General features: G+C 71.4%; 15 protein-coding genes and 1 riboswitch. Of the genes, 5 read left to right on the top strand and 10 right to left on the bottom strand.

Annotation, left to right across the window (positions count from 1 at the left end; genetic code table 11):
* The 5 genes from ACIP6N_RS09915 to hemL all read right to left on the bottom strand — a co-directional run bounded on the left by ACIP6N_RS09915 (position 1) and on the right by hemL (position 4,868).
* The gene (locus tag ACIP6N_RS09915; protein WP_401814299.1) at positions 1 to 765 is read right to left on the bottom strand and encodes a cytochrome c biogenesis CcdA family protein; all 765 of its coding nucleotides are present in this window, start codon (positions 763 to 765) and stop codon (positions 1 to 3) included.
* Between the two features lie 4 nt (positions 766 to 769).
* Positions 770 to 1,387 carry a TlpA family protein disulfide reductase gene (locus tag ACIP6N_RS09920; protein ID WP_401814301.1) on the bottom strand — a complete coding sequence of 206 codons (618 nt, stop codon included), beginning with the start codon at positions 1,385 to 1,387 and terminating at the stop codon, positions 770 to 772.
* A gap of 96 nt (positions 1,388 to 1,483) precedes the next feature.
* Positions 1,484 to 2,731, bottom strand: coding sequence for a hypothetical protein (locus ACIP6N_RS09925; protein ID WP_401814303.1), 1,248 nt, complete (start codon positions 2,729 to 2,731; stop codon positions 1,484 to 1,486).
* 125 nt (positions 2,732 to 2,856) lie between these two features.
* The gene (locus ACIP6N_RS09930) at positions 2,857 to 3,540 is read right to left on the bottom strand and encodes a histidine phosphatase family protein (RefSeq protein WP_401814305.1); all 684 of its coding nucleotides are present in this window, start codon (positions 3,538 to 3,540) and stop codon (positions 2,857 to 2,859) included.
* Entirely contained in the window at positions 3,537 to 4,868 is a 1,332-nt protein-coding gene (gene hemL, locus ACIP6N_RS09935) for a glutamate-1-semialdehyde 2,1-aminomutase (RefSeq protein WP_401814307.1), read from the bottom strand. The genes ACIP6N_RS09930 and hemL overlap by 4 nt, the downstream gene beginning before the upstream one ends.
* Before the next feature lie 117 nt (positions 4,869 to 4,985).
* Between hemL and ACIP6N_RS09940 the strand changes: the two genes are divergently transcribed.
* Complete coding sequence (locus ACIP6N_RS09940; RefSeq protein WP_401814436.1) at positions 4,986 to 5,561, top strand: hypothetical protein; 576 nt, start codon at positions 4,986 to 4,988, stop codon at positions 5,559 to 5,561.
* A 58-nt stretch (positions 5,562 to 5,619) separates the two neighbouring features.
* Here the strand turns inward: ACIP6N_RS09940 and ACIP6N_RS09945 are convergent, their stop codons facing one another.
* The 3 genes from ACIP6N_RS09945 to ACIP6N_RS09955 all read right to left on the bottom strand — a co-directional run bounded on the left by ACIP6N_RS09945 (position 5,620) and on the right by ACIP6N_RS09955 (position 13,562).
* On the bottom strand, positions 5,620 to 10,551 hold the full coding sequence (locus ACIP6N_RS09945) for a DNA repair ATPase (RefSeq protein WP_401814308.1): 4,932 nt from the start codon (positions 10,549 to 10,551) through the stop codon (positions 5,620 to 5,622).
* A 256-nt stretch (positions 10,552 to 10,807) separates the two neighbouring features.
* Positions 10,808 to 12,886 (bottom strand): flotillin family protein, encoded by a 2,079-nt coding sequence (locus ACIP6N_RS09950; RefSeq protein WP_401814310.1) that lies wholly within the window; start codon positions 12,884 to 12,886, stop codon positions 10,808 to 10,810.
* A gap of 64 nt (positions 12,887 to 12,950) precedes the next feature.
* Positions 12,951 to 13,562: a hypothetical protein gene (locus ACIP6N_RS09955; protein WP_401814312.1), complete on the bottom strand. Its 612-nt coding sequence runs from the start codon at positions 13,560 to 13,562 to the stop codon at positions 12,951 to 12,953.
* Positions 13,563 to 13,786: 224 nt separating this feature from the next.
* Here ACIP6N_RS09955 and ACIP6N_RS09960 point away from each other — a divergent pair, with 224 nt between their 5' ends.
* The gene (locus ACIP6N_RS09960; protein WP_401814314.1) at positions 13,787 to 14,869 is read left to right on the top strand and encodes a PucR family transcriptional regulator; all 1,083 of its coding nucleotides are present in this window, start codon (positions 13,787 to 13,789) and stop codon (positions 14,867 to 14,869) included.
* A gap of 125 nt (positions 14,870 to 14,994) precedes the next feature.
* Here ACIP6N_RS09960 and cobN read toward each other — a convergent pair whose 3' ends face one another.
* A complete protein-coding gene (gene cobN / locus ACIP6N_RS09965) occupies positions 14,995 to 18,606 on the bottom strand; it encodes a cobaltochelatase subunit CobN (RefSeq protein WP_401814315.1) in 3,612 nt (1,203 codons plus the stop codon).
* A 32-nt stretch (positions 18,607 to 18,638) separates the two neighbouring features.
* Positions 18,639 to 18,762: riboswitch (cobalamin riboswitch) on the bottom strand.
* Positions 18,763 to 18,912: 150 nt separating this feature from the next.
* Between cobN and ACIP6N_RS09970 the strand changes: the two genes are divergently transcribed.
* The 3 genes from ACIP6N_RS09970 (at position 18,913) to cobJ (ending at position 22,807) form a co-directional block, all read left to right on the top strand.
* Entirely contained in the window at positions 18,913 to 20,394 is a 1,482-nt protein-coding gene (locus ACIP6N_RS09970) for a cobalamin biosynthesis protein CobG (RefSeq protein ID WP_401814316.1), read from the top strand.
* Complete coding sequence (locus tag ACIP6N_RS09975; RefSeq protein ID WP_401814318.1) at positions 20,391 to 21,041, top strand: precorrin-8X methylmutase; 651 nt, start codon at positions 20,391 to 20,393, stop codon at positions 21,039 to 21,041. Before ACIP6N_RS09970 ends, ACIP6N_RS09975 begins: the two co-directional genes overlap by 4 nt.
* Before the next feature lie 188 nt (positions 21,042 to 21,229).
* Complete coding sequence (gene cobJ, locus ACIP6N_RS09980) at positions 21,230 to 22,807, top strand: precorrin-3B C(17)-methyltransferase (RefSeq protein WP_401814438.1); 1,578 nt, start codon at positions 21,230 to 21,232, stop codon at positions 22,805 to 22,807.
* A gap of 25 nt (positions 22,808 to 22,832) precedes the next feature.
* Here cobJ and ACIP6N_RS09985 read toward each other — a convergent pair whose 3' ends face one another.
* Positions 22,833 to 23,594 carry a cobalt-precorrin-6A reductase gene (locus ACIP6N_RS09985; RefSeq protein WP_401814320.1) on the bottom strand — a complete coding sequence of 254 codons (762 nt, stop codon included), beginning with the start codon at positions 23,592 to 23,594 and terminating at the stop codon, positions 22,833 to 22,835.
* Positions 23,595 to 23,596 lie beyond the last annotated feature (2 nt).

A 23,596-nucleotide genomic window follows, 5' to 3' on the forward strand; every position in this document is an offset into this window, starting at 1 on the left:
CTAGATCCCCACCGTGAAGCCATTGGACCAGGACTGCGTCTGCTGGACGATGCTGTCCCACGCACCGGTCAGCAGCAGCAGTCCGGTCACGATCATCATCCCGCCGCCGATCCGCATCACCCACGCGTAGTGGCGCTTGACCCAGCCGAAGGCGCCGAGCGCCTTGCGGAACGCGACCGCGGCGAGCACGAACGGCACGCCGAGGCCGAGGCAGTACGCGACGGTCAGTATCGCCCCGCGCCCGGCGCTCGCCTCGTTGATCGCGAGCGCCTGGACCGCCGAGATCGTCGGGCCGAGGCAGGGCGTCCAGCCGATGCCGAACAGCGCGCCGAGCAGCGGCGCGCCCGCGAGGCCCGTCACCGGCCGCTTGTGGAAGCGGAATTCGCGCTGGGTGAGCCAGGGCATCATGCCCATGAAGAACACGCCCATCAGGATCATGAGCGCGCCGAGCACCTTGGAGACCACGCCCCGGTACTCCTGGAGCGTCGCGCCGAAGAAGCCGAACAGCGCGCCCCCCGAGACGAAGACGGCGGTGAAGCCGACCACGAAGAGCGACGCGCCCACGACCATCCGGCCGCGGCGGGCCTGCGCGAGGTCCGTGCCGGTGACGCCGGTCACGTACGAGAGGTAGCCGGGTACGAGCGGCAGTACGCACGGCGAGAAGAAGGAGACGAGCCCGCCGAGCAGCGCGACCGGCAGCGCGATCAGCAGCGCGCCGCTGAAGATCGTCTCCTGTACCCCTGCCGCCTGGATGAGCGCCTGCACGGCGTCACTTCTCCGTGATCAGCGGGTCGATCATCTTGCGCAGCTCCGTCTCACCGAGCGCGGTGAGCGAGCGGGCGGCGATCTTCCCGTCCCGGTCGAGCACGATCGTGGAGGGGATGGCCTGCGGGTTGAGGGTGCCCTTCGGGAAGCCCTCGACGATGAGCTTGCCCGTCGGGTCGTACAGGCTGGGGTAGCCGACCCCGTAGTCCTTCTCGAAGGCGATCGCCGAGCCCTTGTTGGCGTCCCGGGTGTTGATGCCGACGAACTGGACGCCCTTGGCCTCGGTTTCCTTGGCGACCTTGGCGAAGTGCGGGGCCTCCGCGCGGCAGGGCGGGCACCAGGAGCCCCAGATGTTCAGCACGACGACCTTGCCCTTGAGCGAGGCGACGTCGAGCTTCTTGCCTTCGAGGGTCTGCCCCGAGATGTCGTCGACGGCCTTGCGGCCGTTCTTGGCGACGGTGTCGATACCGCTGGTGCTCGCCACGAAGTTGGTGTTACCACCGCCGCCGGACGTACCGCCGCCACCGCACGCCGAGAGCGCCAGCCCCATCGCCGCGACGGCGACCGGCAGGACCACGCGCAGCGGACGGCGGGAGCGTCGGAGGGCGCTGCCAAAGTTCATGTGAAAAGTTTCGCATGTGCCTTTCGGGGATCTTGCGCACCCCCCTCCCTGACCGTAAAACGCCGCAAGGCCCCCCAAAGCCCCGTAAGCCCGTTGTCAGGCCGCCTTAAAGAAAGAGTTCCAGCCGCCGGCCGGGGCCTGACCGACCTCCAGCGTGCGGAGCTTGGCGAGTACGGCGGGGTCCTGGACGTCGAGCCAGTCGGTGAACTGGCGGAACGATACGAGCCGTACGTCTTTCTGGTCCGCGACCCGCTTCAGGGTTTCCTCCACAGCGTCCATGTATATTCCGCCGTTCCATTCTTCGAAGTGGTTGCCTATGAAGAACGGTGCGCGATTCGACTCGTACGCCCGGTGGAAACCGCCGAGATAGGCGTCGGTGGCCTGCTGGCGCCAGCCCGGATAGCGGGACGGCATTCCCTTGGTCGAATTCTGCGACTGGTTGGCGAGGATGTTGTAGTCCATCGAGAGCACTTCGAAGCTGTGCCCGGGGAACGGGATCGACTGGAGCGGAAAATCCCAGACGTCCCCTATTTTGTCCGGCCACTTCTGGAGGCCGCCCGGCGAGCTGGCGTCGTAGCGCCAGCCGAGCTTCGCGGCGGTCGGGAGCAGCCGCTCCTGGCCGAGCAGGCAGGGGGTGCGGGCGCCGACAAGTTCCTTGCGGTAGTCGAAGGGCAGCGGGTCGAGGTCGGTCCAGCCGGTGTTCGTGCGCCACTCGGTGACGAAGGAGACGGCCTGGTCTATCTCGCTGCGCCACTGCTGCGGGGTCCAGCGGTCCACGGTGCCGTTGCCGCCGCAGAAATGCCCGTTGAAATGCGTGCCTATCTCATGGCCGTCGAGCCATGCCTGGCGGACGTTCTTGAGGGTTTCCTTGATGTGGGCGTCGGTGAGGTAACCGATGTCCGAGGCGCCCGGCGCGTTGTTGGGCGGCCGGTAGAGCGTCTTCTTCGATTCCGGCAGCAGATAGAGACCGGAGAGGAAGAACGTCATCGCCGCGTCGTGGTCCTTGGCGAGTTCGAGGAAGCGGGGGAAGAGGCCGTTGCCGACCTCTCCCGCGCCGTCCCAGGAAAAGACCACGAACTGCGGCGGGGTCTCGCCCGGTTCGAGCGGGACCGGCGCCGGAGGCTGGTGCGGCTGTTTTCCGGTGTCGGAGGTGGAACCGTCACCGATCAGACGTGCCTCATTACGGGGAGGAGGCTTCGTACTTCCGTCGCCACCGGATTTTCCGCCGGCCGGAGCGGAGTCACGGGGTGTGCTCCCGCTCTGGCGACCGCACGCCGCGATCCCGATCGCGGCGGCGGCTCCGATTCCCGCTCCGAGCAGACCCCGTCGACTGATGTGCCGCATACCGTCCCCATCCGCGCTTACCGCTCGTCCGTGTGCTGGCCCTGACAATTTTTACAAGCCACAACACGTGAGATGTCGTACGGAAGGCGGAGGTTCCAGTTATTGTCATATTTTTACTTGCGCGATTAAGCCCCGAAGGCCTTGCTTCCGCCCTTGACCGGCTTGGCCCCGGCGAGAAGATGCGCCGGTACGAGATCGCGAGCCGGCTCCGAATAACCGACCGAAACGATCCGGTCCCCCTGATAAGTGACGCTCGTCAGGGACGCGAGGGTGCACTGCCGGCGGCGCGGATCGTGCCAGAGCCTACGCCTCTCGATGAAACTCCGGACGATCCAGATCGGCAGCTGATGGCTGACGCAGACCGCCTCGTGCCCCCTGGCCGCGTCACGCGCCTTGGTGAGGGCGCCCATCATCCGTACGACCTGGTCCACGTACGGCTCGCCCCAGGACGGCCGCATGGGGTTGGTCAGGTACTTCCAGTTGGCGGGCCTGCGCAGCGCGCCGTCCCCGACGCCGAAGGTCTTGCCCTCGAAGACGTTCATGGCCTCGATGAGCCGCGCGTCGGTGTCGAGGGTCAGCCCGTGGGACGTGGCGATCGGCGCCGCGGTCTCCTGGGCACGCTCCAGCGGTGAGGCGACGACGTGCGTGATGTCACGGTCGGCCAGGTGCTCGGCGACCCGGTCGGCCATCTTGAGGCCCAGCTCGGAGAGGTGGAAGCCGGGGCGGCGGCCGTACAGCACGCCGTCCGGATTGTGCACCTCGCCGTGGCGCAGGAGGTGGACGACGGTGATCTCGCTTGCGTTGCTCATGCTGCGTTCTCCGGCTGGGTGGCTTCCGCCGCCGCGCGGGCGGCGGCGGGCAGGGCGGCGGCGATCCGTTCGACGGCGCGCTCGTCGTGGGCGGTGGACACGAACCAGGACTCGAAGGACGACGGCGGCAGGTAGACGCCGTCGGCCAGCATCGAGTGGAAGAAGGACGTGTAGCGGAAGGACTCCTGCCGCTTCGCGTCCTCGTAGTCACGGACCTCGTCGGCCGTGAAGAAGACGGAGAACATATTGCTCGCCCGCTGCACCCGGTGGGCGACGCCCTCCTTGGTGAGCGCGGCGGCGACCAGGCCCCGGATCTCCTGCGACACCGCGTCGACCTTCGCGTACGCGGCGTCGTCGAGCAGCCGCAGCTGGGCGACTCCCGCCACGGTGGCGACCGGGTTCCCGGAGAGCGTGCCCGCCTGGTAGACCGGGCCCGAGGGGGCGAGGCGGTTCATGACGTCGGCGCGCCCGCCGAACGCGGCAGCGGGGAAACCGCCGCCCATGACCTTGCCGAAGGTCATCAGGTCGGGCACGACGCCGTCCACGCCGAACCAGCCAGCCTTCGACGTACGGAACCCTGTCATGACCTCGTCGGAGATGTACAGCGCGCCGTCGGCCGCGCAGATCTCCTTGAGACCGGCGTTGAACCCGTCACGCGGCGGCACGACGCCCATGTTGCCCGGCGACGCCTCGGTGATCACACAGGCGATCTCGCCGGGGTGCGCCGCGAACGCCGCGCGTACGGCGTCGAGGTCGTTGTACGGCAGTACGAGCGTGTCGCCGGCCTGCGCGCCGGTGACGCCCGGGGTGTCCGGAAGCCCGAACGTCGCGACGCCGGAACCCGCCGCGGCAAGCAGCGCGTCAACATGGCCGTGGTAACAACCGGCGAATTTCACGATCTTCGCGCGGCCGGTGAATCCGCGGGCGAGGCGGATCGCGGACATGGTCGCCTCGGTGCCCGACGACACGAGCCGTACCTGCTCCACGGGGGCGACGCGGGCCACGATCTCCTCGGCGAGCGCGACCTCGCCCTCACCGGGCGTGCCGAAGGACGTACCGCGGGCGACCGCCTCCTGAACTGCGGCGATGACCTCGGGATGGGCGTGCCCGAGGATCATCGGCCCCCAGGAACATACGAGGTCGACATATTCGCGACCGTCCGCATCGATGAGGTATGGACCGTTACCGGACACCATGAACCGGGGCGTACCGCCCACGGCGCCGAAGGCGCGCACCGGAGAGTTCACTCCGCCGGGCGTCACAAGGGCCGCGCGGTCGAAAAGCGTCTGCGAAACTGGGGCGTTATAGGGGAAGCTCACGGAATCCATGGTGTCAGAGGCTCGGACGTTCTTGCGGACAGGTGTTTCACGGCTGGCTCGTGGGGGAGGTCACTGTCACGATGATCGGGTTGCGCGGCTGTGGCCGCGAGTGGTCGGGTGGAGAATATGCATCGCGGTGGCGGACTTGGCGAGGGGACCGACGATCTCGGTCCCGAGCCTGCCCGGCGTGGAAAGCACCGCCGAGGTGAGCGAGAGACACGGGAACAAGCTCCGGGAAATCCGGAAAGCAGGAGCGGTGGTCGGGTGGGGGTGACGTACAAATATTTCGGCGCGCCCGACGGAGCGACAGCGGCGCGTGTCCCCATTTCCATGCGCCCTGAAGAGCTGGGCGGCGATGAGCTGGGCATGGGTGGCATGTTCACGAAGATCAAGCCCGAGACGATAGCGGCCATGGTCCTGACGGGAATACAGGGCATGCCGCTGAACAAGGTTCCCCCGCTGGAACTGGTTGTTCTGCATCCCGATTACGCCGTGGTCAAACTCCCCATGACCGTGGTCGATCCGCTGCGTGACATCGGTGAGGAATCGGTGGGCGCGGCGGCCTTCATCTGGTCGACGGTCCCGGACAGGGGCGGCCCGCGCGACGCGTACCACGTCTACGAACTGCTGCACGAATGGCAGGACTTCAGCCACCGCCTGCACGAGGCGGGCCACCAGCCGTACTGCCTGGTGTGGCCCTGACCCCGCCGGTTCCTTTCAACTCACCGCGGTTTCGCGGGGCCGGCCGGCGCGCGTCAACTCACCGCTGATCGCCGGACGTCGCGCGCGTGATCGCCGTCTCCACGGCCGCCACGCGGTCGGCGAGCAGGCCGAGGGCCGCGACCGCTCGGGTCAGCGGGTCGCCCTCGGGGCCGCCCAGGGCCTGCGTCCTGAGGTGGGCCGCCTTGATCTCCGCCCAGCGTGCGGCCTGTTCAGTGGTCAGCGTGCCGCGCAGCTCGGCCAGTTTGAGCAGGTTGGACTCGGCGCCCGTGGTGAGCGTCTGGGCCTCGCTCGTGTAGTGGTCGTCGAGCACGGCGGCCAGTTCGGCGTCGTTCATCACCGCGTCGATCCGGGCCGCGATCTTGTTCATGTTGCGGTACGAGCCCTGGAGCTGGAACGGCGGCTCCGTACGGTTGGCGTCCGACTGCCCGGCGGAGGCGATGTACGCCTCGTTGACCGCGAGGACCGTCGCACGGGCCGTCAGCAGGTGCCGCAGGACGGCCAGCACACGGTCCAGTTCGGCCGGGGCGTACGGGTGTTGGAGGTGGGACGGGGTCGCGGTCGGATCGTTCGCCGCGAGGCGTACGAGCAGGTCCAGATCGGCGCGGTCGCGGCCGGCGAGCGGGGCGAGCACCGGATTGGCGGTCAGCGCGTTCTCCACGAAGCTGAGCGCGAAGACGTCCTCCTTGCCGGTCAGCACATCGCCCAGATTCCAGACGTCGGCGCGGTTGGCGAGCATGTCGGGGATCCGGAAGCGCTGCCCCGACTCCGTGTACGGGTTGCCCGCCATGCACACCGCGAACCGCTTGCCGCGCAGGTCGTACGTGACGGCTTCGCCGTCCCTGACCCCCTCGATGCGGCGCTGGGCGTCGCAGAGCGAGATGAACTTCTGGAGCAGTTCCGGCGACGTGTGCTGGATGTCGTCCAGGTACAGCAGGGTGTTGTTGCCCGCCGCCAGAGCGAAGTTGATCTTCTCGACCTCCTGGCGCGCGGTGGCGTTCGGCGCCCGCTCGGGATCCAGCGAGGTGACGTCGTGGCCCAGGGCCGGTCCGTCCACCTTGACGAGGACCAGGCCGAGCCGGTCGGCGACGTACTCCATGAGGGTGGTCTTGCCGTAGCCGGGCGGCGAGATGAGCAGCAGCAGGCCGTTGCTGTCGGTCCGCCTGGTCTCGCCCGCCGTGCCGAGCTGCTTGGCGAAGTTGTCGCCGATGAGCGGCAGATAGACCTCGTCGATGAGGCGGTTGCGTACGAAGGCCGGCATCACGCGCGGCCGGAACTCGTCCAGCCGCAGCCGCGCGCGTTCCGCCGCGACCAGGGCGTCGCGGCCGCGCTGGTACGCGCGGAAGCCCGGGGCGTCCTGTTCGTGGAAGTCGGCGGTGCGGGCGAGGAGTTCGTCCAGGCGGACGGGGAGCGAGCGGCGCTCGACACGCGGGTGGCTGCCGAGGAGACCGTCCACGGTCTCGGCCGGCGGCGCCGTGGCCTCGTAGCGGGCCAGGTCCTGGCACAACTCGACGGCCACCGCCTCGGCCAGGTCGCCCGGTTCGGTGTCCTGGCCGCCCGCCGCGCTGTACGCGGTGAGCCACGTCTCCACGAGCTGGCTCCGCGCGGCCAGGTCGTCGCCGAGCCCGGCCAGATCCTCGTCGTAGGCCGAAGTGCCCACAGCCCTGCGGAACTTGTCGAGGAGAGTGCGCGCGCCCGCGCTGGTGACGAAGCCGTCGGGGCCGCCGGTCAGTTCCTCGAAGAGGTACTCGGCGGCGCGGGCGGCCTCGGGTCCGGTGATCTCCGGTCCGGTGGTCCCGGGATCGGCTGTCCCGGGACCGGCTATCGCGGCGGCCAGTTCGGCCTGGAGCGCGCCGATCGCGGGCGCGAGCCCGAACGTCTCGCGGGCACGCGCCATGGACCGGGCCCTGCGGGTCCAGGACTCCCGGTCGCGCGCCGGGGCGCGGTGTGCCCAGAACAGCTGGGCTGCGGCACGTACGGCGGGCGGGTAGCGCAGCAGTCCCGCCTCGGCGCGCAGCCGCAGCAGCGCGCCGAGGATGAGGACGGCGTCGTGGTCGTGCACGCCGCGTTCGTAGCCCTCGTCGTACGCGGCCTGCGCCGACTGCCGTACGAGAGCGGGCAGATCGGCGCCCTGGAGCGCGGCGACGCCGTGCTCGGCGAGCAGCCGCGCGGCCAGGTACTCGGCCCGGTAGACCTCCGGCGACTCCGAGGGCAGCGTCCGGCCCCAGTACGGGCGGGTGGCCGCGAACGCGGGGTCGGTGACCGGAGCGCGGTAGTCGGTGCCGGTGAGGGCGAAGGCGAGGCCTTCTCCGTGCGGTACGAGCGTGAGGCCGAGCGGCTGTGAGTTGACCGCGAAGCGGTGGCGGCCGAGCCGGATGAGCGCTCCGCCGTCCGCGTACAGGTCGCCGCGGTCGCGCAGCGCGCGTGCGGCCTCCTGCCGGGCGGCCTTGATCCGGCCCTCCAGCTCCTCCGCCCTGACGCGTTCGCCGAGTTCCCGCAGTTCCGTCACGGTGCGGCGTACCTTGGTGACCATCGGGTCGGAGGCGAAGTACGTGTTGACCTCGTCGGCCGAGCCGAGGGACGCGACGCGGCGCGCGATCGTCTCCAGGACCCGGACGGCCGCGTCCGCGAGCCGCTGCGCGCGCCGGGCGCGGGTGTCCTGGAGCGTCTGCTTGCGGGCCGAGAACGCCTCGTAGATCTCGGTGCGCCGGGTGGCGAGTTCGGCCAGGAAGGCGTCGGACTCCGCGAAGCGCGATTCGAGGCCGTCCAACCGCAGCAAAAGCCCGCCGAGTTGGTCGTCGCATGCCTCCGGGGTGTCCGCGGCGGCCAGCGCACCGGTCACCGCCTGCCCCAACAGGGCGGTCTCGGCTGCGAATTCGGCCCGGCCCTCGTGGTCGAGGAGTTCGCGGCGGCGGGCGTCGAGCGTGGCGCGGGCGCTGTTCACGGCGCCCAGGACCTCGGCGATCCCCTCCAGGATGGACGTGCGGACCGTGGCGTCGCCGATGTCGAGGCCCGAGACGACCTCGGTCACGGTCCGCAGCCCGTCGGCCAGTTCACCGAGGCGCGCGGTGACCGGCTGCGCCTCGGCGGCGGTGGCGATGGCCTCCGCGTCGGCCGTCAGCCGGCCGATCTCCTCGTGGTGGCCGGTGAAGGCGTCCGGGCGCGCCAGGAATTCCACGGCGCGCCGCCCGAACGTGGCGATGTCCGCCTCGGTTTCGGCGGCGAGCGCGTCGATCCGCCCGGTGTCGGCGTACCGCTGCTCCTTGAGGGTCAGCACATGACCGTGCGCGCGGCGCAGTTCGGTCAGCCGCTCCACCCACGCGGCGGCCGAGTGCGGCGCCTCGCCGCGCAGCCGCCGTACGAGCGCGGTGATCCGCGCCGCCGTCCCGTCCAGCGCCTCGGTGGCCTGCCGGGTCAGGGTCTGGACGGTCTCGAACTCGGTGAGCACCTGCTCGGCGGTGGCCCGTACCTCGTCCAAGGGCTCGCGCAGGTCGCCCGTGTCGGCCTCGCCGAGCCAGTGGTAGGTGTCGGTGGCCCGGACGCACGCGGCGGCCAGCGTCTCGTACACGGCGGTGGTGGGGGCCGTCGTCTCGATGACGGCGCGGGCCAGCGACAGGCAGTCGGAGATGCCCCGGACCAGGTCGGCGTTGCCGATCCGGGCGAGCGGCCCCTCGCCCGGGGGCTGCGCGGCCGCGTAGGTGTCGGAGACGTACGGGGAGCCCCAGAGCTGCAACGGGTGGACGTGCGACGGTTCCCCGGACTCGGCGCGCAGTACGGCGAGCGTGCCGTCTTCGAAGACCGCGTAGCCGTGGCAGGAGAGCGGAGCCGCGACCTCCTCGCGGATCAGGTTGTACGACAGCAGCAGGCTCCGGCCGGCGGCGCGCGCGTGGAAGGCGTACAGCACGTCCTCGCCGTTCGGCGAGCGGAGCATCCGCTCGAACTCCAGGCCCGTGGTGTCGAGGTCGAACGTCTTGTGCGCGCCGGTGGCGAGGCAGTAGCCGCCGGGGAAGATGATGCCCTGGTCCTCCGGCAGGCTCAGGCACGCCTGGCCGATGCCGTCGAGCCGTACGACCGTTTTCGTGACGGTGTTGAAGACCAGGTGGCGGTCGGCCTCTTCCTTGTACGGACGGACGCGCAGCAGGATCAGCACGCCGGTCCGCGCGTACTCGACCTCGGCGTCGGCCAGCGACTGGAGCGGTTCGACGACCGGCTCCGTGTAAATCCCCTGATCCGTCTCGGTGTTGTCGTCCAGCTTCACGGTGAGCGCGCCGCCGGCCGTCGCGACGAAGATCTCGCCGTCGACGGAGATGTGCGGATGGCGGCCGAGGACGTGGTCCTCGCGGGTGGTCGCCGTCCAGGTGACGTCGAAGGAGGGCGGGAAGACGTGGTCGCGGTCGCCGCGCCCGTCGAGGAACGCGGCGGTGCCGTCGGCGGCGAGCGCCCAGCGCAGCACCTTGATGTCGTCGGCGCTCTCGCCGGTCCGGAAGACGGCGAGCAGTTTCCCGTCCACCGTACGGAGCTGGAGCAGGCGGGCGTCGCGGAAGTAGCGGTGGAGGTCCGCGAACTCCTTGAGGAAACCCGGGTCGTTGAGCAGTCCGGGAACGGCGTCGTCGGGCAGGCGGTTCAGCTCACGGTCGTACAGCGCGAGGACGTCACCGACGGCCGTGCCGGAACGGGTGCCGGAGGAGGAGTGGTAGCCGAAGAGAAGGCGGTCCGCGACGGAGACGATGTCACGGGGCACGCTGGGGTGTTCGGTGCGCACGCTGCCGGTCGTGGTGAGGGCCAGCTCCATGGAGCCGAACGCCTCGATCCGGCGCGCGTTCAACGCCTGTGCCCTGCGGGCCAGTTCACCGGCGCGTGCGCTGAGGCGGTCGCGCAGCACCTCGTACGTACCGGCGTCCACGTCGGTGTTCGCGGCGTCCCCGCCTGTCTGAGCCCCGGTGTTCGCGCCGGTCTCCACGTCGGTCTCCATGGCTCGTCTTCTCTCCGTTCAGGGCGGTGCGTGCGGCCGGTGCGTACGGCTGCGGTGTGCGGCCGGTGCGTGCAGCCGCTGCCTGTGACCGCCGTGTGCGGCCGGTGCGTGCGGCTGGTGCGTGCGGCCGGTGCGTACAGCCGGTGCCTGTGACCGCCGTGTGCGGATGGTGCGTGCGGCTGGTGCGTGCGGTCGCTGTGGGGCGCTCCACCGGCCCGGGAGAGCCGAGCGGACTCTCCCGGGGCCGGTGGGCCGTTCAGGCCTTGACGGCGCCGTTCAGCGCGGCCAGCGGGGTGTCCGCGAGACCCAGCCGGTCGGCCTGCTCCAGCAGTTGCTTCAGCTGCCCGGACTGCGCGCCGCCGCTCTTCATCAGCTTCATCAGCAGCGCGGACACCGTCAGGTTCTGCACATCGGCGGTGGACACCGAGCCGAGGATCTTCGTCAGGTCCTCCGGGAAGCTGGCCGAACCGTCCAGCCACGGCTTGACCAGCGTCTGAGCCGTCTCGGAGTGCTGCACGAACCCGTCGACGCCCTTGCCCAGCGCGATCGACGACATCAGCCGGTCGAAGAAGACGGACTCGCCGCCGACGATGCTGATGTCGGCGTTCTCCAGACCGGTGGCGAGTACGGTGGCCTGCGCCTCCGCGATCTGCCGCTGGACGTCGAGGCCCGCGAGTCGTACCTCCTTGTCCGCCTGGATCCGCAGCCGGTACTCCTCGTGGCCGCGCGACGCGTCGTCCAGCGCGGCCATCGCCGCCGCCTTCTCCGTCAGGCCCTCCGCCTCGGCCTTCAGCTTCTCGCCGATCATCGCGGCGTCCGCCGTCGCCTGGGCCCGCGTACCCTCCGCGTGGGCCAGCGCCTTGAGCTTGCTGCCCTCGGCCTCCGCCCGCAGCCTGGCCTCGGTGGCCTCGGCCTCGGCGCGGCCCGCCTTCTCGGTGACCTCCGCCTCCTTGTCGCGCACCTGCACCTGGGCGAGACCGATCGCGGCCTCCTCGGCCTGGATGCCCTCGGCGAGCCGCAGCTTGGCGCGCGCGTCGAGGTCGGCGGACTTGAGCCTGGCCTCCGCGAGCGTCAGCTGCTCGGCGGCGTGGTGCGTGGCCGCGACCTCGGCGGCCTCGGCCGCCTTGATGTCCTTGACCAGCTGCTCCTGGGCCTCCGCCTCCGCGCCGATGATGAGGGCCTGGCGGGTGCGCTCGGCCTCCTCGACCACGCGGAGCTTGTTGATCGACTCCTCCTGCTCGGCGACCGTACGGTCCACCGCGATCCGCTCACGGATGACTTCGGCGACCTCGCGGCGCTGCGCCTCGACCTCCTTGTCCCTGGCGATCTGGGACAGCTGCGTCTCGCGCTCGCGCCCGATGACCTCCAGCAGCCGGTCCTTCTCGATCCGCTCGTTCTCGACGGCGATGACCCGCTCGCGGTTCTTCTGCGCGACGGCGATCTCGCGGGCCTGGTTCTCGCGCTGGATGCCGAGCTGTTCCTCGGTGCGCAGGAACGCGGTCTGGGCGCCGAGCCGTTCCTCCTCCTGCACCTTGGCGGTGGCGGACTCCTCGCGGGCCCGCAGCGACTCGACCTCGCGGCGCTGCTTGATCTCCGCCTCGGCCTGGCGGCGCTCCAGCTCCAGGATGGTCTCCCGGGCGTCGACGTCCTGCCGGGTGATCTCCTTCTGCTCCGTACGCTCGAACTCGTTCGTCCTGACGTGCTCGATCGCCGTCAGCTCGGTGATCTTGCGGATGCCCTGGGCGTCCAGGATGTTCGCGCGGTCCAGCTGCGTCATCGGCGTCTGTTCGAGGAAGTCGATCGCCGCGTCGTCGAGGTGGTAGCCGTTGAGGTCCGTGCCGATGACGCGGATGATCCGGTCCCGGAACTCCTCGCGCTTGGTGTAGAGGTCGACGAAGTCCAACTGCTTGCCGACGGTCTTCAGCGCCTCGGAGAACTTCGCGGCGAAGAACTCCTGGATGGCGGCCTTGTCGCTGGCCCGCTGCGTACCGATCGACTGGGCGACCTTGATGACGTCCTCGACCGTCTTGTTGACGCGTACGAAGAACGAGATGTGGATGTCCGCTCGGATGTTGTCCTGGCAGATCAGCCCCTCACGCCCGGTACGGCGGATCTCGATGATCTTCACCGAGATGTCCATGTACTCGGACTTGTGCAGCACGGGCAGCACGACGGCGCCCGTGAAGGTGACATCGACCTTCTTGGTCTTGGAGATGATCAGCGCGCGGCCCTGCTCCACCTTGCGGAACAGCCGGCTGAACACCAGCAGCAGTGCGATTGCGATGAGCAGGACAACGGCGACGAGCACACCGATGCCCAGGGATATGGCGTCCATGAACATTCCTTGAGGTGCGGAGGAACAGAGCGGGTGAGCTGAGCGGTGGGCCGGGCGGCGAGGCTCAGACGGCGTTGCGCGGGTCGAGCGCCGCGTCGTAGGGCGCGACCCAGAAGAATTCGCCGTCGTCGTCCCACGCGTACAGCAGGGCGGTGCTTCCGTACGGAAGCGGGTCGTTTCCGTCTTGCCTGACCTGGACAAGCGCTGTCGATCCGTCTGTGGCGGCGACCTCGGCCTGGCCGAAGTCCCGGGAGACGGAACCGGTGCGGATCGTGCAGGTCAGCCCGACGAAGTCGAGCCGGGAAGGAGGTAGTTGGGCGGCCAGCAGGCCGCGCAGCGGACGGAGGAGCAGCCGGGTGAGGAGCCGGGCGAGCAGCAGGGCGCCGACCAGCACGGCGGTCAGGAGAAGCGTGCGGGTGGTGCCCGTCGCGTCGGAGCGGCGTACGAGGACCGAGCCCGCGAGGCTCGCGAACCACGCCAGCACGATCATCAGCGACACCGGGACGGTGACCGGAACCCCACCGGCGTCGAACGCGTCCGAGTCCGTGTGCGTGCTGAAGGCGTCGTGCTCGACGGCGCCGGCCAGGACCAGCAGCCAGAAGACGACCACCACCAGAAGCGCGGCACCGAACAGAACAGCCGGATAGCCGGTGGCGGCGCCCAGGAACTCGTTCATCGCATCCCCCTTTGACCGGGGGACGCCGGCGCGAGAGCCGCGGTTCCGGTTCGCGCTTCCGCGTTCCGGCACCGCAGCCACTCCCCCGTTGGTGCGATATACATTTTTGCAGTACATGCGGTATCCGCGCATTGCCGGATTCCGGCAATCTTTACGTCGATACGGTGCCGGATCCACGCGCGAACACCCGCCGACGCGGCGGGGTCCTAGGGGCGGGGGAACATATGACGAACCGGGGGATACCGGTGATACACGGGGAAAACGAGAGATTCGCCGCGTACTTGGACGGATACGCCCAGATGATCGCGGAGGTCGCCGCGACCGGTCGCCGTCCGACCAGGGACGAACTCGAAACGCGCCGCACGCTCGGCGAACGGGCCGCCGCCGACGGCCTCGGGCTGCGCGCCCTGGTCAGCAGGCACCTGGCCGTCACCCGCGAGTCATGGCCTGCGGGTGCCTCTCCCGCCGGGCTGCTCGCGGCCGTGGAGCAGGCGGTCGACGCGTTCGCCGAGGGGTACGAGCGGGCCCAGAGCACCGCCGTACGCAAGGAGGAGGCCGCCCGCCGCGAGTTCGTCGACGACCTGCTGTACGGGCGCAGCGACCTGGGCAGGCTCGCCGAGCGCGCCGAGCGGTTCGGGCTGCGGCTCTCCCAGGCGCACGCGGTCGCCGTCGCTCAGGGGCCGTACGAGTACACCGAGACCGATCCGGCCGCGCGCACGGTGGAACTCGCCCTCATCGGCCGGTTCGGGAACCGCCGCATCCTGCTCACCACCAAGGACGGCCGGCTGATCTGTGTCGCGCCCGGCAACCAGGACGACGTCCTCACCTACTTCGCGAAGCACGCGTATGCCGCCACGGACGGCGGGCGCGTCGCCATCGGCCGCTCGCACCCGGGCGCGGGCGGCGTGGTCCACAGCTACGAGGAAGCCCTCAACGCCCTCGAACTGGGCGACCTCCTGGACCTCGGGGGGCCGGTCCTGCACGCGGCCGATCTGCTGGTCTATCCCGTGCTCTCACGCGACCGGGAAGCCCTCGCGGATCTGGTGCGCAGCACGCTCATCCCGCTTCAGCAGGCGCGCGGCGGCGCGCAGACGCTGGTCGACACCCTCGTGTGCTACTTCGACTCCGGCTGCGTCGCGGCCGAGGCGGCCCGCCGGATGTCGCTGAGCGTCCGCGCGCTCACCTACCGGCTCGATCGCATACACCAGTTGACCGGCGCCGACCCGGCGCGCCCCGAGCACCGGTACACGCTCCAGACGGCGGCGATCGGGGCGCGGCTGCTCAACTGGCCCGCGAAGGACCTCTGAGGCGCCTCGAAGGGCTTCCGAGGCGGCGGACGTGACTCGGGGCGGCGGCGGAACTCACCCGGGATCCAGGGGAGTTCCACCGCCGGGCCGCCGACGACCGTCAGTCGTCCCGGCACCCGTGAACGTCAGTCGTCCTCGCCCTCCAGCTCGCCTTCCGTCTCCAGGAACACCTTCCGCAGCGCGTCCAGCACCGCCGGATCCGGCTTGGCCCACATCCCGCGCGACTCCGCTTCGAGCAGCCGCTCGGCTATCCCGTGCAGCGCCCAGGGATTGGCCTCCTGGAGGAACGCGCGGTTCTCCGGATCCAGGACGTACGTCTCCGTCAGCTTGTCGTACATCCAGTCGGCGACCACGCCGGTCGTCGCGTCGTACCCGAAGAGGTAGTCGACCGTCGCGGCCAGCTCGAAGGCGCCCTTGTAGCCGTGGCGGCGCATCGCCTCGATCCAGCGGGGGTTGACCACCCTGGCGCGGAAGACGCGGGACGTCTCCTCGACCAGCGTGCGCGTACGGACCGTCTCGGGCCTGGTCGAGTCGCCGATGTACGCCTCGGGGGCGGTGCCCTTGAGCGCGCGCACGGTGGCGACCATGCCGCCGTGGTACTGGAAGTAGTCGTCGGAGTCCGCGATGTCGTGCTCGCGGGTGTCGGTGTTCTTGGCGGCGACCGCGATGCGCTTGTACGCGGTCTCCATCTCGTCCCTGGCCGGCCGGCCGTCCAGCTCGCGGCCGTAGGCGTAGCCGCCCCAGACCGTGTAGACCTCCGCGAGGTCGGCGTCCGTGCGCCAGTCGCGGCTGTCGATGAGCTGGAGGATGCCCGCGCCGTACGTGCCGGGCCGGGAGCCGAAGATCCGGGTGGTCGCGCGGCGTTCGTCGCCGTGGGCCGCCAGATCCGCCTGGGCGTGGGCCCGGATGAAGTTGGCGTCGTCGGGCTCCTCCAGCGAGGCGGCCAGCCGTACGGCGTCGTCCAGCAGCGCGATGGCGTGCGGGAACGCGTCACGGAAGAAACCGCTGATGCGCAGGGTGACATCGATGCGCGGGCGGCCCAGCTCGTCCAGGGACACGGCCTCAAGACCCGTCACCCGGCGCGAGGCGTCGTCCCAGACCGGCCGGACACCCAGCAGCGCGAGCGCTTCCGCGATGTCGTCGCCCGAGGTGCGCATCGCGCTCGTACCCCACAGGGAGAGACCGACCGAGGTCGGCCAGTCGCCGTTGTCCGTGCGGTAACGCTCCAGGAGGGAGTCGGCCAGGGCCTGGCCCGTCTCCCAGGCGAGGCGCGAGGGAACGGCCTTGGGGTCGACGGAGTAGAAGTTACGGCCCGTCGGCAGCACGTTGACCAGGCCGCGCAGCGGGGAGCCCGAAGGTCCGGCGGGCACGAAACCGCCGTTCAGCGCGAGGACCGCGTGGTCGATCTCGGCCGTCGTACCGGCCAGCCGCGGCACCACCTCGCGCGCCGCGAAGCCGAGGATGTCGGCGACGGCCCGCGGGTGTCCCTCCGCGACGCGGGCGACGGCGGCCGGGTCCCACTGCGCGTCCTCCATCGCCTGGACGAGCGCGCGGGCGCGCTCCTCCGTCTCGTCGGCGGCGGTGCGGGTGGCGGCCGACTCGTCGAGACCGAGCGCTTCCCGCAGCCCGGGGAGGTTGGTCGTACCGCCCCAGATCTGCCGGGCGCGCAGGATCGCGAGGACCAGATTGACGCGCGCCTCTCCGGTCGGCGCGCCGCCGAGCACATGCAGGCCGTCGCGGATCTGCGCGTCCTTGATCTCGCACAGCCAGCCGTCGATGTGCAGGATGAACTCGTCGAAGCCGTCGTCGTCCGGGCGGTCTTCGAGGCCCAGGTCGTGGTCGAGCTTGGCCGCCTGGATCAGCGTCCAGATCTGCGCGCGGATCGCGGGCAGCTTCGCCGGGTCCATGGAGGCGATCGCCGCGTGCTCGTCCAGAAGCTGTTCGAGGCGCGCGATGTCGCCGTACGACTCGGCGCGCGCCATCGGCGGTACGAGGTGGTCCACGAGCGTGGCGTGCACACGCCGCTTGGCCTGCGTGCCCTCGCCGGGGTCATTGACGAGGAAGGGGTAGATCAGCGGCAGGTCGCCGAGCGCCGCGTCCGGGGCGCAGGAGGCGGAAAGCCCCGCGTTCTTCCCCGGCAGCCACTCCAGATTGCCGTGCTTGCCGAGGTGGATCATGGCGTCGGCGCCGAACCCGCCGTCCTCGCGGGTCGCCTGGATCCAGCGGTACGCGGCCAGGTAGTGGTGCGAGGGCGGCAGATCGGGGTCGTGGTAGATCGCGATGGGGTTCTCGCCGAAGCCGCGCGGCGGCTGGATGAGGATCAGCAGATTGCCCCGGCGCAGCGCCGCCAGGACGATGTCGCCCTCGGGGTTGCGGCTGCGGTCCACGAACATCTCGCCGGGCGGCGGGCCCCAGTGCCGCTCGACCGACTCGCGCAGGTCGGCGGGGAGCTGCGCGTACCAGCGGCGGTAGTCGGCGGCCGGGATACGGACCGGATTACGGGCCAACTGCTCCTCGGTGAGCCACTCCTGATCGTGGCCGCCGGCCTCGATCAGGGCGTAGATCAGCTCGTCCCCGTCGCCCGACTCCAGGCCCGGGACCTCTTCCGTACCGAAGTCGTAGCCCTCCGCAAGGAGGCGGCGCAGCAGCGCGACGGCGCTCGCGGGGGTGTCGAGCCCCACCGCGTTACCGATCCGGGAGTGCTTGGTCGGGTACGCGGAGAGCACCAGGGCGAGGCGCTTGTCGGGGTTCGGGATGTGCCGCAGGCGGGCGTGGCGCACGGCGATCCCGCCGACGCGCGCGGCGCGCTCGGCGTCAGCGGCGTACGAGGGGAGGCCGTCCTCGTCGATCTCCTTGAAGGAGAACGGGACGGTGATGAGGCGGCCGTCGAACTCGGGCACGGCCACCTGGCCCGCCGCGTCCAGCGGCGAGAGCCCTTCGTCGTTCTCCTCCCAGTCGGCGCGCGAGCTGGTGAGGCACAGGGCCTGGAGGATCGGCACACCCAGGGCGGCGAGCGCGCCCGCGTCCCACGACTCGTCGTCACCGCCGGCCGACGCTTCGGCGGGCTTCGTGCCGCCCGCGGCGAGGACGGTGGTGACCAGTGCGTCGGCCGCGCCCAGCGCGTCCAACAACTCGGCCTCGGGGGCGCGCAGGGAGGCCACGTACAGCGGGAGGGCCCGGCCGCCCGCGTCCTCGATCGCCGAGCACAGGGCGTCCACGAACGCGGTGTTGCCGCTCATGTGATGCGCGCGGTAGTAGAGGACGGCGATCAGCGGCCCGGAGGCGTCGGCGCGCGCGGTGCGCTCCAGCGGGCCCCAGGTGGGCGCGGCGGCGGGCGGCTCGAAGCCGTGGCCGGTGAGGAGCACCGTGTCGGACAGGAAACGCGCCAGCTGTTCGAGGTTTGCGGGGCCTCCGTGTGCCAGATAGGCGTGCGCTTCCGCCGCGATGCCTATGGGGACGGTGGACGCCTCCATCAGCTGCGCGTCGGGGGCCTGTTCACCGGTGAGCACCACGACGGGCGTGCCGGAGGAGCCGTCGCCCAGGAGGTGATCGATGCCGTCCTGCCAGGCGCGCAGGCCGCCGAGGAGGCGTACGACCACGAGGTCGGCGCCGTCGAGCAGCGCGGGCAGGTCGTCGAGTGCGAGCCGGGACGGGTTGGCGAAGCGGTACGGCACCGGGCCCTGCGCCGCACGGGCGCTGAGCAGGTCGGTGTCGGACGTCGACAGGAGCAGGATCATGCGGCGTCTGGCCTTCCTCGGGGTCCGCGCCCCGGGCGGTGATGTGGGACGGCGGGAGTTCCTGACTCACCCGGCAGGTGCCGGGCTCACAGTGGCGGGACCGCGCCGGATTCTCACCGGCTTCCTCCCCGAGACGCCGTCGCTGGCGATGACGGACCTGTCGGACCGCCGTCTGCATAGTAGGTGCTGCAGGTCACGGGCGGGGAGGACGCCCGGAGGCTGCCCGCGGCGAGCTGCCGGAAACGGCCGTGGCGAGTGCTCGCCAGTCTGGTGGGAGGTCGAACGTACGTGGGTATGCTCGCCGCCATGTCACCCACTTCGCCAACGCCCGTGAACCGGGACGAAGCTCCCGTCCGCGAGCGCGGCGACGCCTGCCCCGGCGCGCTGCGGCTGCATGCCGCCGACGACGGCCGGCTGGCCCGACTGCGGCTGCCGGCCGGGGTGCTGACGTCCCGGCAGGCCCGGGTGCTCGCGGACGCGGCCGAGCGCCTGGGGGACGGGCGGCTGGACATCACCTCGCGCGGCAATGTGCAGCTGCGCGGCCTCGGCGAGAGCTGCGGGGGCGAGCTGGCCGCGCTGCTGCACGGCGCGGGCCTGCTGCCGTCGGAGGAGCACGAGCGGGTCCGCAATGTGGTGGCGTCGCCCCTGGCGGGCCTTGACGGTCGCGGGTTCGGCGAGGTGCAGGCGTGGGCGCGGGAGTTGGACGCGCTGCTGTGCGCGAGCCCGGAGGCGACGGCACTTTCCGGCCGGTTCCTGTTCGCGCTGGACGACGGCCGCGGGGATGTGGCGGGGCTGGGCGCGGATGTGACGTTGCTCGCACGGAGCGCGGGGACGGCGGAGTTGCGTACCGGGGCGAATCGCCCGGGTCTGCGGGTGTCCGCGGCCGACGCACCGCGCGCGGCGCTGCTGGCGGCGGAGACGTTTCTCACGGTGGCGGCGGCGTGCGGGACCGGCGCGTGGCGGGTGCGGGAGCTTCCTGCGGGGTCCGGGTTCACGGACGGGGCCGGGTTCACGGACGGGGCAGGGTTCACGGACGGGTCCGGGTTCACGGACGGGTCCGGGTTCACGGACGGGTCCGGGGGCGGCTTGGAGGCCGCGATCGCGTCCGCGTTGGCCGGGGCGGGGATCGCGGCGGAGTCCGTACCGCCGGACCGCGAACGTGAAACGGACTCGGAAGGCGGCCCGGAAACCGGCCTGGAGGACGGCCCGGAGGCAGGCGGTCCCGCTCCGGGGCTGGTCCACTCCCCCGACGGCCGGACGGCGGCCCTTTCCGTCTACGCGCCGCTGGGGCGGCTGAGCGTGGCGCAGTGGCGGATGCTCGCCATGGAGGACGCCACGCTTCGGGTGACTCCGTGGCGCGGGGTGATCGTCCTCGTTCCCGGCCTGGACCCCGGCGCGGCCCGCGACCTGCTGGACCGGTTCCGTACGGCCGGCCTGGTCACCGCCCCCGACTCCGTCTGGCAAGGTGTCGGCGCCTGCACGGGACGGCCGGGGTGCGCGAAGTCGCTCTCGGACGTACGGGCGGACGCGGCGGCGGTGTCGTCGGACGTGCCGTCGGCGGGCGGACCGGTAGGGCTGCTGCCCGTCTACTGGTCGGGCTGCGAACGGCGCTGCGGCCGTCCCCAGGGGGATCATGTCGACGTGGTCGCGACGGGCGAGGGGGGCTACGAGATATCCGTACGGGGTGTACGGGCCGTACGGGGATCGGCGCCCATCGCGCGCACCCACACACGAACAGAACTCGCCGACGCGGTCGCGACGGCACGGACCACCACGATGACGAGATGAGCGAGACCTCAGTGTCCACAGCGTTCGAGTACGAGAAGGACGGTGCGTCGATCTACCGCCAGTCCTTCGCCACCATCCGTGCGGAGGCGGACCTCTCCGGCCTGCCCGCAGACGTCTCGCAGGTCGCGGTCCGCATGATCCACGCCTGCGGCATGGTCGACCTCGTGCGCGACCTCGGTTTCACCACCGGTGTGGTGGCCCGCGCCCGCGAGGCCCTGCGCGCCGGCGCGCCGATCCTGTGCGATGTCGCCATGGTCGCCAGCGGTGTGACCCGCAAGCGGCTGCCCGCGGACAACGAGGTCATATGCACCCTCTCCGACCCTTCGGTGCCCGCGCTGGCCGCCGAGATGGGAACGACCCGCAGCGCGGCCGCCCTTGAGCTGTGGCGCGAGCGGATGGGCGGCGCGGTGGTCGCCGTGGGCAACGCGCCGACCGCTCTCTTCCGCCTGCTGGAAATGATCGAGGACGGCGCCCCGCGCCCGGCGGCCATCATCGGCGTGCCGGTCGGTTTCATCGGCGCCGCCGAGTCCAAGGACGCGCTGGCCGCGCACCCCGCCGCCCTCGACCACCTGGTGGTACGGGGCCGCCGCGGCGGCAGCGCCCTGGCGGCGGCGGCCGTCAACGCGATCGCGAGCGAGGAAGAGTAGTGAGCGAGAACAGCAACACGGTGAGTGTGAGTGCCGGTGTGAACGGGGATGCGGGCGCGGGTGCGGGCCCGGCTGCGGGCGTGGACTCGGCTCCGGGCGCGGGCGTGGACTCTGCTGCGGGCGCGGGCGATCTCGCGGGTGTCGGCCGGCTGTACGGCGTCGGCCTCGGTCCCGGCGACCCCGCGCTGATGACCGTACGGGCCGTGCGGATCATCACGGAAGCCCAGGTCATCGCCTATCACAGCGCCGGGCACGGCCGTTCCATCGCCCGTTCCATCGCGGCGGAGTACCTGCGCGCCGACCACATCGAAGAACCGCTGGTCTACCCGGTCACGACGGGCACCACCGACCACCCCGGCGGCTACCAGGGCGCGATGGACGAGTTCTACGCCGAGTCGGCGGCCCGGCTCGCCGCGCACCTGGACGCCGGGCGCACGGTCGCCGTGCTCGCCGAGGGCGACCCGCTCTTCTACGGCTCCTACATGCACATGCACAAGCGGCTCGCCGGCCGCTATCCGACGGAGGTCATACCGGGCGTCACGTCGGTGAGCGCGGCCGCGGCCCGGCTCGGCGCGCCGCTGGTGGAGGGCGAGGAGGTGCTGACGATCCTGCCGGGCACGCTGCCCGAGGAGGAACTGACGGCCCGCCTGGCGTCCACGGACTCCGCCGTGGTGATGAAGCTCGGCCGTACGTTCCCCACGGTGCGGCGCGCGATCGAGCGCTCGGGACGGCTCGCGGACGCGCGCTATGTCGAACGCGCGACGATGAGCGGCGAGCGCACCGGCGCCCTCGCCGACACGGACCCGGAGTCGGTGCCGTACTTCTCGGTGGCGGTGCTGCCGAGCCGCGTCGCCGCGCTGCCGGTGCCTGCGTCTACGTCGGTGCCGGTGCCCGAGGCCGTATCGTCCGCCGACCACGGTGATGTGAGCGGCCCCGGTGGTCACGGCGAAGTGGTCGTCATCGGCACCGGCCCTGCGGGACCGCTCTGGCTGACGCCGGAGGCGCGCGGTGAACTGGCCGCCGCCGAGGACCTCGTCGGCTACACCACCTATCTGGACCGCGTTCCGGTACGTCCGGGCCAGCGCCGCCACCCCTCGGACAACAAGGTCGAGTCGGAGCGCGCGGAATTCGCCCTCGACCTGGCGCGGCGCGGGCACCGGGTGGCGGTGGTCTCGTCCGGCGATCCGGGCGTCTTCGCGATGGCCACGGCTGTCCTGGAAGTGGCGTCGGCCGATCCGTACCGCGACGTGCCGGTACGGATCCTCCCGGGCCTCACCGCCGCCAACGCGGCGGCCTCACGCGCGGGCGCGCCGCTCGGCCACGACTACGCGGTGATATCCCTCTCCGACCGGCTCAAGTCATGGGAGGTCATCTCGGCCCGGCTGCACGCGGCCGCCGCGGCCGACCTGGTCCTCGCGCTCTACAACCCGGGCTCGCGCAGCCGTACGTGGCAGGTGGGCAAGGCCCGCGAACTGCTGCTGGAACACCGCACGCCGGACACGCCCGTCGTGCTCGCGCGCGATGTCGGCGGCCCGGAGGAGCGCGTACGGATCGTCCGGCTCGCGGACCTGGACCCGTCGCAGGTGGACATGCGCACGATCCTGCTGGTCGGGTCGACGCAGACGGTGACGGTACGCAGGGGCGACGGCGAGCAGGTGGTGTGGACGCCGAGGCGCTACCCGGAGGCGCCCGTGCCCGAGGCCGGGTCGGCTCCGGGGGCCGGGTCCGTGGCGGGGTCCGGGTCGGTCCCGGCACCCGGGGCCTGACCTCCTCACTCGCGTGCGGGCGGTGTCAGGGACGTTGGCCGCGGTCGCCGAGCCAGGCGACCGCCTCCGCGACCGTGGCCGCGACCGCGACACCCTCGGGCACGGGCGGCCGGCGTACGACCACGACCGGCAGCCCCGCCTCCCTCGCGGCGGTGAGCTTGGGAGCGGTGGCGGCCCCGCCGCTGTCCTTCGTCACGACGACGTCGATGCGATGGCGGCGCAGCAGCTCCCGCTCGCCGTCCAGGGTGAAGGGGCCGCGGTCGAGCAGCGTCTCCATGCGGTCGGGGTACGGCGGCTCGGGCGCGTCCACGGACCGTACGAGAAACCACGCGTCGACCCGCGCGAAGGCCGCGAGCGCCATGCGCCCGGTGGTCAGGAACACCCGCCGGCCCAGCGCGGGCAGCGCGGCGGCCGCCTCGTCCAGTGAGCCGACCGGGTGCCAGTCGTCGCCGTCGGCCGGGACCCAGGAAGGCCGGCGGAGCGCCAGCAGAGGAACATGGGCACGGGCGGCCGCGTGTGCCGCGTTGAAACTGATCGTTCCGGCGAAGGGATGGGTGGCGTCGATGAGCGCGTCCACACGGTGCTCGTACAGCCATCGGGCCAGCCCGTCCGCGCCCCCGAACCCGCCGATCCGCACCTCACCGGGCGGCAGCACGGGGCGCGCGACGCGTCCGGCGAGGGAGGTCGTGACGCGGAACGTTCCGTACGGAGCCTCCGCGAGGGCTTCGGCGAGGCGGCGGGCTTCGGTGGTCCCGCCGAGGATCAGCACATGGGACATCTCGTCCATCG

It is taken from the genome of Streptomyces sp. NPDC088725, from assembly GCF_044751305.1.
Taxonomy (GTDB): Bacteria; Actinomycetota; Actinomycetes; order Streptomycetales; family Streptomycetaceae; genus Streptomyces.

Coding starts and splice junctions, on each gene's coding strand:
- ACIP6N_RS09920 (WP_401814301.1), bottom strand. CDS start 1,387: ATGAACTTTGGCAGCGCCCTCCGACGCTCCCGCCGTCCGCTGCGCGTG.
- ACIP6N_RS09925 (WP_401814303.1), bottom strand. CDS start 2,731: ATGCGGCACATCAGTCGACGGGGTCTGCTCGGAGCGGGAATCGGAGCC.
- ACIP6N_RS09930 (WP_401814305.1), bottom strand. CDS start 3,540: ATGAGCAACGCAAGCGAGATCACCGTCGTCCACCTCCTGCGCCACGGC.
- hemL (WP_401814307.1), bottom strand. CDS start 4,868: ATGGATTCCGTGAGCTTCCCCTATAACGCCCCAGTTTCGCAGACGCTT.
- ACIP6N_RS09940 (WP_401814436.1), top strand. CDS start 4,986: ATGCATCGCGGTGGCGGACTTGGCGAGGGGACCGACGATCTCGGTCCC.
- ACIP6N_RS09945 (WP_401814308.1), bottom strand. CDS start 10,551: ATGGAGACCGACGTGGAGACCGGCGCGAACACCGGGGCTCAGACAGGC.
- ACIP6N_RS09950 (WP_401814310.1), bottom strand. CDS start 12,886: ATGGACGCCATATCCCTGGGCATCGGTGTGCTCGTCGCCGTTGTCCTG.
- ACIP6N_RS09955 (WP_401814312.1), bottom strand. CDS start 13,562: ATGAACGAGTTCCTGGGCGCCGCCACCGGCTATCCGGCTGTTCTGTTC.
- ACIP6N_RS09960 (WP_401814314.1), top strand. CDS start 13,787: ATGACGAACCGGGGGATACCGGTGATACACGGGGAAAACGAGAGATTC.
- cobN (WP_401814315.1), bottom strand. CDS start 18,606: ATGATCCTGCTCCTGTCGACGTCCGACACCGACCTGCTCAGCGCCCGT.
- ACIP6N_RS09970 (WP_401814316.1), top strand. CDS start 18,913: ATGTCACCCACTTCGCCAACGCCCGTGAACCGGGACGAAGCTCCCGTC.
- ACIP6N_RS09975 (WP_401814318.1), top strand. CDS start 20,391: ATGAGCGAGACCTCAGTGTCCACAGCGTTCGAGTACGAGAAGGACGGT.
- cobJ (WP_401814438.1), top strand. CDS start 21,230: ATGACCGTACGGGCCGTGCGGATCATCACGGAAGCCCAGGTCATCGCC.
- ACIP6N_RS09985 (WP_401814320.1), bottom strand. CDS start 23,594: ATGGACGAGATGTCCCATGTGCTGATCCTCGGCGGGACCACCGAAGCC.